This window comes from Phycisphaerales bacterium AB-hyl4 (assembly GCA_041821185.1).
Classification (GTDB): Bacteria; Planctomycetota; Phycisphaerae; order Phycisphaerales; family Phycisphaeraceae; genus Natronomicrosphaera; species Natronomicrosphaera hydrolytica.
This window is the reverse complement of the sequence record JBGUBD010000002.1, coordinates 498,087-506,848: the sequence shown is the minus strand read 5'-3', so window position 1 is coordinate 506,848 and position 8,762 is coordinate 498,087. Positions and strand designations below refer to the sequence as shown.

7 protein-coding genes and 1 tRNA gene are annotated in these 8,762 nt (G+C 51.3%); all 8 read left to right on the top strand.

Features of this window, described 5'->3' with window-relative positions; translation table 11 throughout:
- Nucleotides 1–451: flagellar filament capping protein FliD (fliD, locus tag ACERK3_04640; GenBank protein ID MFA9477578.1), on the top strand; the 451-nt coding region annotated here is incomplete at its 5' end.
- Nucleotides 452–632: 181 nt separating this feature from the next.
- Nucleotides 633–720: transfer RNA gene (locus ACERK3_04635), tRNA-Ser, on the top strand.
- Between the two features lie 65 nt (nucleotides 721–785).
- Complete coding sequence (locus ACERK3_04630) at nucleotides 786–2,078, top strand: tyrosine-type recombinase/integrase (protein MFA9477577.1); 1,293 nt, start codon at nucleotides 786–788, stop codon at nucleotides 2,076–2,078.
- A 349-nt stretch (nucleotides 2,079–2,427) separates the two neighbouring features.
- On the top strand, nucleotides 2,428–3,609 hold the full coding sequence (locus ACERK3_04625; protein ID MFA9477576.1) for a phage major capsid protein: 1,182 nt from the start codon (nucleotides 2,428–2,430) through the stop codon (nucleotides 3,607–3,609).
- A gap of 108 nt (nucleotides 3,610–3,717) precedes the next feature.
- Nucleotides 3,718–3,999 carry a hypothetical protein gene (locus ACERK3_04620; GenBank protein ID MFA9477575.1) on the top strand — a complete coding sequence of 94 codons (282 nt, stop codon included), beginning with the start codon at nucleotides 3,718–3,720 and terminating at the stop codon, nucleotides 3,997–3,999.
- Nucleotides 4,000–4,273: 274 nt separating this feature from the next.
- Entirely contained in the window at nucleotides 4,274–4,648 is a 375-nt protein-coding gene (locus ACERK3_04615) for a phage terminase small subunit P27 family (protein MFA9477574.1), read from the top strand.
- Between the two features lie 771 nt (nucleotides 4,649–5,419).
- Entirely contained in the window at nucleotides 5,420–7,936 is a 2,517-nt protein-coding gene (locus ACERK3_04610; GenBank protein MFA9477573.1) for a hypothetical protein, read from the top strand.
- Nucleotides 7,937–8,080: 144 nt separating this feature from the next.
- Nucleotides 8,081–8,548 carry a hypothetical protein gene (locus tag ACERK3_04605; protein MFA9477572.1) on the top strand — a complete coding sequence of 156 codons (468 nt, stop codon included), beginning with the start codon at nucleotides 8,081–8,083 and terminating at the stop codon, nucleotides 8,546–8,548.
- Nucleotides 8,549–8,762 lie beyond the last annotated feature (214 nt).

Genomic DNA, 8,762 nt, shown 5'->3' with positions numbered 1-8,762 from the left:
GTACAAAGCCCTCTCCCAGGTCGGCATCACCGTCGGCGACGGAGCGAAGCTGACGCTGGACGAGGAGCGTTTGAACTCAGCCCTGCAGAACGATCGTGGTGCAGTGGAAGAGTTGTTCACATTGCGACAGACCGAAGAAAACGAAGAAGGCGAACGCGAAGTGATCGCAAGGGGTCTGGGGGCGGAATTAGAAGATCTACTCGATCGGCTGACGCATCCGGAGTACGGCCCGGTGGAGTCGCGCCTGAACACACTCGACAGCCAGAGCACGATGAACGAGCGCCGGATGGAGTCGATGCAGGAATCCATTGCTGCCAAACAGGAGCGACTTGAACGCGAGTTCCTCGCGATGGAAATGGCGTTGGGCCAGATGCAAGGGCAGATGGACGCGCTCATGGGCATGCAGCAGAGCATCGGCGCGAACAGCGGCCCGCCACAAATGCCGACGTAATACGACCGCCCCCCCGGAAGCTTCAACACAACCGGTGATCGTTTGTATAATGCCCCTCCGATACCACGAAGCGTGATGACAACTTGAACCAGACTGCGGAATAGCCGACCGCGCCCGACCGACCGCAGCAGTCGGCAGCATGACGGGAAGCCTTTTTATTCACCGGTACCAACCGGACGACGGTGGGGTGGCAGAGTGGTTGAATGCACCGGTCTTGAAAACCGGCGTGGCGCTTTGCGTCACCGAGGGTTCGAATCCCTCCCCCACCGCTTGACTCACGATATCGCCAGACACGTCGTGTACAAAATGGTGTATTTAACTTACACTGGATTGTATGGCACGACCACGAAAACCTTACCGTACCAGTTGGGGCGAATTCATCAATGGACTGCGTCAACACGGCAGCGCCAAGCGGTGGATTATCTGCGAAACCGGCGAGACATTCACCGAACCTGATGAGCGCCGAGCCATCGCCCACTTCAAGCGGTGGCAGTCTAAACAAGCTGGACACCTTGCCACGCTCACCACGCCCGTAAAGGGCAAGCACGCCCGCCAGCAAGCCCGCCAAGGGCTAGACGATGATGCAGACCTTGTGCGGCATTGGGACGGCTCTACGTCCCTTGTGCGTGATGTACCAGAGGCGGAATTATGGCTGTGGATGAGGCAGCAACTTTTGACCCGCCCCGAACACGCAGCCACCATGACCGGCATACCTGAAGTGGCAAGGTTGGCTGATCTGCCACAACGCGGCCCAAGCCCGAAGCTGGTGGACGTTGGAACGCTGTACGAGAAGTCAGACGCCGGAAAAGACCACAAGCGAGCAATGGCGAAATGGTGGCGAAGCTTCACCGACTTCACGCATGGGCATGAGGTGAAAACCCTTCGAGCATTGACGCCGCAACTATGCGCCGAGTATGCGGACAGCATCAAGGCCGGTAAAGATTCGCCGAAGTACATCAAGCACCGATTCAACGGCATTAAGACAATGCTTAATTTTGCCTTGAAGCGGGGCGAAAATCCCGACGATTGCAGACACGCGATTGATTGTTGTAAAGTCATGGAAGCGCCAAAGCACAAGGGACGACGCAAACCCCAACCAATCAGCAGGGAAGATTTTCACAAGCTTCTAGCGGCATCGGCAGACAATCCGAAGTTAAAAGCTTCAATACTGGCGATGCTGAACCTGTGCATGTATCCCGGCGAAGCGTTGGCGTTGAATTGGGAAGATTTGGACCTAACTAAAGGGACTGTTGTTACAGAGCGACCGAAAACCGACATCGTCCGTATCGGTGTCCTATGGCAGCGGACCATTGAAGCGCTGGAAGCCATCAAGCCATCATCCGCAAAGGGCGCTATCTTTCTAAGCAATTGGGGCAATCGCTGGCACATCAATTCACACAATTGGAATATCCGACAGTTGCGAAGTAAGGCGGGAGTCAATGACAAGGTGAAAACCGAACATCTTCGAGACGGAGCATATACGGCAGCGATTGAGTCAGGATGTGACCTAACCCAAGCGAAATTATTGGGGGGCCATGCAACCGGTATATCAGACCACTACGCCCAACGTCGCCCGACAATGGTAGCCGATGCCTGTAAAGCCATTGAAAAAGCATACTTTGATTAAATATATGCTCGCCTTAACGAATACGGGTTGACATGACGATATATATATAGAGTTCCTTTAGTCGGGCGTCCTCTAAAGAAGTTCATACAATCGCTTCAGACATATTCACCCGACTAAAGACCATTACGGTTAAATCCGTGGTGGTCTTTTTCTTCATGCTACTTTCTGTAGTGCTGAAGCTTGGGCAATGTAGCCCATGAGCATAGAAGAATATCTTCGCATCCAACGGGATGATGATAGATAGACGCGCATCTTTCTATCTATGTGCTCATACCATGTATTCACCTATCCGCTGAGTCGAATAGGACGGGGGTACAACACAAAGGATTTAGACAATGAGAAAATAACAATGACAGTTTCAATTAAAGAGTTGTATGAAAAACGTGGCAAGGTGTGGGCAGATACGCAGAAAATCAAGGCTAAGGCTGTCGCTGAAAATCGAGAACTTCGCCCCCATGAGGCAGAAGATATTGATAGGGGTCTATACAAGGTAGACGCCCTGACCAGAGACATTGAGCGAGCCGAAGCCGATGCGAAGTCACCACGACCCATGAGCATCAGGGATAGTATCGGTAGAAGTGGCGACCAGAGCAGCACCGGCAGCTATGAGCGTCGAGCATTCGAACAGTATCTTCGCAATGGCGAACGGGAACATCGAGCATTGGGAGTCGGCACGACTAATGGAGTCCTGGCCCCTGATGAAGTCAGTAATGATTACGTCGAGGTGCTCAAAGATTTTTCTGGCATGTTGGACGTAGCAACCCTACGCCAAACTGCCGGTTTCGGTCCATTTCCTCTACCTGTATTTGACAATAGCAGCAACGAAGCAGATACCAGAGCAGAACACAGTCAGATTACAGACTTCGCAAGTCCTGCTGTATCGGACAAAAGCTTGGGCGCTTTCACATATGCATCCGATATTTACAAGCTGTCCAGACAATTGGCGGCATCGGCTGATGTAGATGTGATTTCCTATATCGGGTTGGCTGTCGGACAGTCAGTGAGTCGGAAACTCAACAAGGATATGACGGTGGGCGATGGCAGCGGGAAAGCTACTGGTATCCTTCACGCATCACTTGGCGCGATGGATTCGGAAGTTGAAACGGATTCCGACGAAGCCGTCACCTATGGCGAGTTGCTGGACCTTCAACATTCTGTTGACGTTGCATATCGTAAGGATGGACGTGGTCGGTGGATGCTCCACGACAGCGCCCTAAAGAAAATCATGGGCATGACCGATTTGCAGAACCGCCCACTGTGGGTTCCTCAAGATGGAACACGACCCGGTCGCATCCTGGGGCATGAATACGTTGTCAACAATGATATGCCAGTCTTCGAGACGGGGAACAAGTCTATCATCTTTGGTGACTTGTCCCGTTATTGGGTTCGCATGACCAGAGGCGTGGAAATTCTCCGACTTTCAGAACGTTACGCAGACTCGCTTGAGTTGGGGTTCCTAGGATATGTTGGCTGTGACGGTAAATTGGCTGACAGGAATTCGTGCAAATTTTTGACTGTTGGTGGAGAATAATGATTCCTCACATTCATCCTTAATGGACAGGATGAGTTCTTTCGCCCGTCATGTGCTTAACGGTATGTGACGGGTTTCTTTTTAACCTTTACCTTTGGAGATATATAGATGATGGACAATGATAAGATGTTACTCACGAGATTATGCAAAGCGGCACTGCTGATGTTCCTAAGAAGTGAGGCAGCCGGTATTGATTTGGGGAAATGCGTTGAGATAATTTTCCTTGAATCAGACGAGCATCGTATGAGAAAGTTGGAGCAGCGAGCGACAGAATGGGGATATGATGCCACGGCTGATGGTGTGCTCGCGATGCTCGTGGAATTCACAATGATAATGATGGACCAGTCGCCACATTGCATCGGAATAGATGAGTCAGGGAACGCCGTCTAAGGCGTTCTAAGGCGAGGCGGATAAAGGCATCGCTTGAGAACGTAGAACGTCACAGAGGGGAAGCAGGGGCGACGGTGAGGCAGTCAAGGGGACCAGCCCCCATCCCATCCTTCCTACCTGTACGGATATTTTGACGATACCCCAGAGATTCTTCCATACCCTCGAAAATGGGGAATCTGTAAGACCATAGGAGATACACAACATGAGAGGCAGAAAACCGAAACCGACAGCGTTAAAAGTCATGCAAGGGAACCCATCAGGCAGGCCGCTAAATATGAATGAACCTGATTTCCCCGAGGGGTTGGGCGAGGTTCCTGATTGGTTGGATGATGAGGCCAAGCGAAAATGGTTCGAGTTAGCGCCTGGCTTGATTGAGGTGGGCATTGCCAAAGCTGTAGACCGTGACCTGTTCGCTTCCCTTTGTCAGACGTACAGCAATCTATCACGATGGTATGAGCAGGTGCGGGTAGATGGTGACATCGTAGAATCCCATCGAGGCACGAAATCTCATCCGATTTACGTTCTGATAAATCAAGCGGAAGACCGCGCGAGGAAGATAGAAGCTCAATTCGGTATTGGAGCATCCAACCGAAGCCGTATTCATGTATCCCCGAAGGCAGACACCAGTGATAATTGGTGGATGAGGTGAAAATCTTCTAGCTCAAAATCTTCTGACATTGCGGGGTTCTGATCGGCTCCGCCGATCGGCCCTGACGAGCCTAATATGTAAAAAGGGGCATCGGCATCAGTTACTACCGATGCCCCCGATGCGTATTCATGGCGAAACACTCGCCACCATATCTTTATCGACGTGACCCCAAAAAACATCGGAGCAGTTCACGCATTTTATCTGAGGTGGAACCACGTCAGTTGTGGGGTTGTTGGGGCTCAACCGTCCAACTGTCAAAAACACGCCACCCTTTTGGACAGTTTGGTTAGACAGTTTTGTAACATCAGAAGTATAGTAATAGTAGTCACTTACACACATTATTACTCAAACTGTCAAACTGTCCAAACTGTCCTGAGCATTCAACTGAGGTACTCAGGAACCCATATATGTCGAGAACGGCTTAGACACTTGACAGTTTTACATAAGTTCTTATTTGACAAGGAAATAAACTGTCAGGGAAACTGTCCAAAGCCTTTTTGACAGTTTGACAGTTCAGACGGTCTACGGTTATGCGGGTTATGAGAAATATGCCTATTCCGTATTCATTTGCATTTCTTGTCGATATGTAAGTTAGGCCACCAGATTGGTGGCTGACGACGGACGGGAAACCGTGCGGACGTGGGCACTGGAAGCGCCATTCTAACTTGTCGATAGATGATACATGAGGTGAGATAGCTATTCACCTTAGCAATTCCAGTGCAAGCCCACGTCGGTGTAAAGCCGTCGTGGGTTTTTTATTTGGTACTGAATATGGAATTGCAAAATGAGAATGTAACGGCTCAAGATTTCGCCTTGTGGCTTCGACGTGGCGACAAAAGCGCCCTAGTAAATGTCTTCGCCAAGGTGGACGGGAAACCGTGGGGGCGGATCGTCCCCGCTAATGAAGTAGATAAGACTGTCGAGGAAGTTCAACGGCTGAACCCGTCATCAGTCTACCTTAACATGCACGCCATTCATGAGGGTGTGTCATGTATCAAAGTGAGTGTGGGGGATATCCAATCGTACAATGGTATCCTTATAGACGTAGACAATAAGCCCCCAAATGGCGAGCGAGTATCCGCAACAGATGCGGAGCACGAACACACTTGTGAGGTGGGTAGAACGATTGCAACGGATTTAGCCGAGTTCGCCAAAGCGAATGATTTGCGGCTTCCGACGCCAGCCAGTGCGCGAACGGGAAATGGCTTTTCCCTGTACTACCGTACCGAAGTGATACCGAAGGGGGCGAAGGATGCTTTTAAGGGGTTCATTGAATCCATTGCCCATCGGTATGATTGTGATGGCGTGGAGATTGATAAGGCGTGTTGTTATGACGCTGGACGGATTACGGGCGCGCCTGGCACGGTCAACGCCAACAAGCCCCAGCGACCCGAAGAAGGTCGCACGGCCCGAATGCGGATAATCAAGCGGCTCCCTGATGATGCACCGCTTACCGTTGAGGAATGTAGGAAGTTCATCAGTAAATGGCTTGAGGCGAACCCACTGCCTGATATGTTCGACTCAGTGAAAGACGAGGCAGCATCACCTGTAAAGGTGAAGGCCAAGCCATCTACCGAAACCAAGCCCGATACTTCGGCACTGGCGGAACTAACGACCTACGCAAACCGATACCTTGCCAAGTGTGCCAGCGAGCCCAACGGGAATGACCGCGCGTTTAGGATTGCTGGTCATTTATTGGCAGCGAGGCGCAACGGGCAGCAGCTATCACCATCTGAGGTTCTTCGTATTATGCTGGATTCAGAATGGAATCAGGCATGTACGCCACGATGGGAGGCTGATGATTCGACGGGTTCCGATGGCAGTACACATCAGGGGTTACGCGGGCGTGTTGAGTCGGCAGCAATCAATGGTAGACCGCCATCGCCGTATGAGATTGAGCTAAAACCTACAGCATCCGCTGAGGTAATCGAGGTAGAGCACGCCAGCATCCCCGATTTCGGAATTGACCTTTCATTCTGTCCCCGATGGGCGAAGCTGGTCGCCGCATTGCATCGAGATAATCCAGATATCCCGATGGCTTGTAATGTGGTCCCCGCTGCTGCTGCTGTCGGCGCATTGATTGGTAAACGCATCCAGACAGAGAATCGAGGAGCCTTCTATTACCCGAATCCATGGACGGTACTTTTAGCGCCCACGGGCTCCGCCAAATCGAATACACGAAACATTATTAAGCGGGCTTTTTGTACGGATATATTTCTTCCTGACAATGCTACCTTCCCGGCCCTTTACAACCAGATGGGTAAAACTATCTCAGGGAAGGAATGGAGTGAATTAGACAGAGAACAGCGGACCCAGCTAAAAACAGAAGTTCGCAATAAAGCTGCTGACGACATATATGGCTCATTTCTTCTAACCGATGAGGTGACAGGGGCAATCGGCAACCTAATGGGTGGTAACTGGAATCAGGGTAAAAACTGCAATCTAAGCGACGTTCTTAAACTTGCCGATGCGACAGACCACGAAAGCATTACCAAAAATTCAGGGTTCGCCATGATGTATGATATGTGCGTGGGCTTTCTGGGATTGTCTCAAGATGCGACATGGGAACGTGAAATGGGTTCTCAAGTATTCAAAGATGTTGGTTTATTCGGTCGCCTGATTCCCCAAACACAACACCATGAGGTAACGGGGCTGCCACCCGTCGATTGTACATTTACAGACATTATCAGGGGTGAGGTGGGGACGCTGGTCGATGCACTACCGTCTACCCGGACACCTTGCACGTTTGGCGTCGATTATGACCACGACCCGATTGGCGAGGCGAAAGAATCTTTTACAAATACGCCGGTGGGCAGATATCTACGAGATGTTTTCCCGATGGATTGGGAAGTTCTCAAAAGCAAGTTTGTCGTGCATGCAATCAAGTTATCCATGATTTGCGCGATGCTGTCGGAAGAGGTAGAGGATTTCAGATTCGGTAAACTGCCGGAGAAGTTCGACGGCTTGCAGTACTTCAGCCGGTGCATCGAGATTGTCGCCAAGTGTTACGCTGCCTACCTTGCCCATCGAGGTGATGGCATGGATACAAGCTCGGAAGAAGATAAGGTTCTTACTCAGTTGCGGCAGTCGGGAGCCATGTTTAAGCGTGACCTGTCAAACAAGCTTCAATTGTTCGGGCAGCAGTTTAACGGCGTTCTTCACGGCTTAGAATCGATGGGAAAGATTGCCATACTTGAGCCGACACATTCGGCTTATCAGGGATTGCGACAGCGAATCGCGCCAGACAAGCCACGGGCACGGTCGCCGATTGTCTACATTCCTAAATAGCATGAGTGGCAGCTAGAAGGATCGTCGGCCTACGGCCGGCGATCCTTCCCCCTTCCCGTACAACCTGACCATGAGCGACGGTCGCGCCCTGGCCGTATCGGTCGCCAGACCCGGAAGAATGAGCGAATCGGGTAGAATCTGTGCATGGACATCGGCAGCCTGCCCGAACCCTTTCAATGGCTTATTGTCATCGCTGCCATCATTGGCGCATGTGGAACCATCATCGGCGGTATCTATGGACTGTACCGAGGTTGTCGATGGTGCGTTAAGACTGTGCCGAAGTCCCGGCGTTGGGCGGTGAAACGCTGGGGTGCCCGTTATCTGCGATTTGAGGAACAACGCGAACTGAGCGGCGGGCAGATTATCACCCATCGTAAGGACGCAGCTAAACGCTATTGCCCGAATTGCTACCGGTCTTACCGGGTTAGGCAAATCCGCAAATCAAAGCGTATCGGCAACTGGGTGTGCCGAACCTGCCGAAACCGTTTCAGGGACAATGGTGGATTCGTCACCCCCCAGCGAACGCAGCGACACTTAACAGAACGTCAGGAACGGATTAGAACCAGCATGGAAGGCTTTGGATATCCAGAATGGCGGCAGTTCCCGCGATAGTCACGGTAGAGGGGTTCGACTCCTGACGGCTCCATTGGAACCACGTCGTGTTCCATTGCCTGTACGAAACGCCAGAAGCGGCGTACAAAACCCTGTACTAAACCCTTTAAAAAACCGCATTGGCGCTATCGTAAAGGCTTTTAACGGATTTTCGAATCCCTCCCCCACCGCTTCAGCAACGTGCGATTCGCACGAATCGGGAAAACAGTGGGTT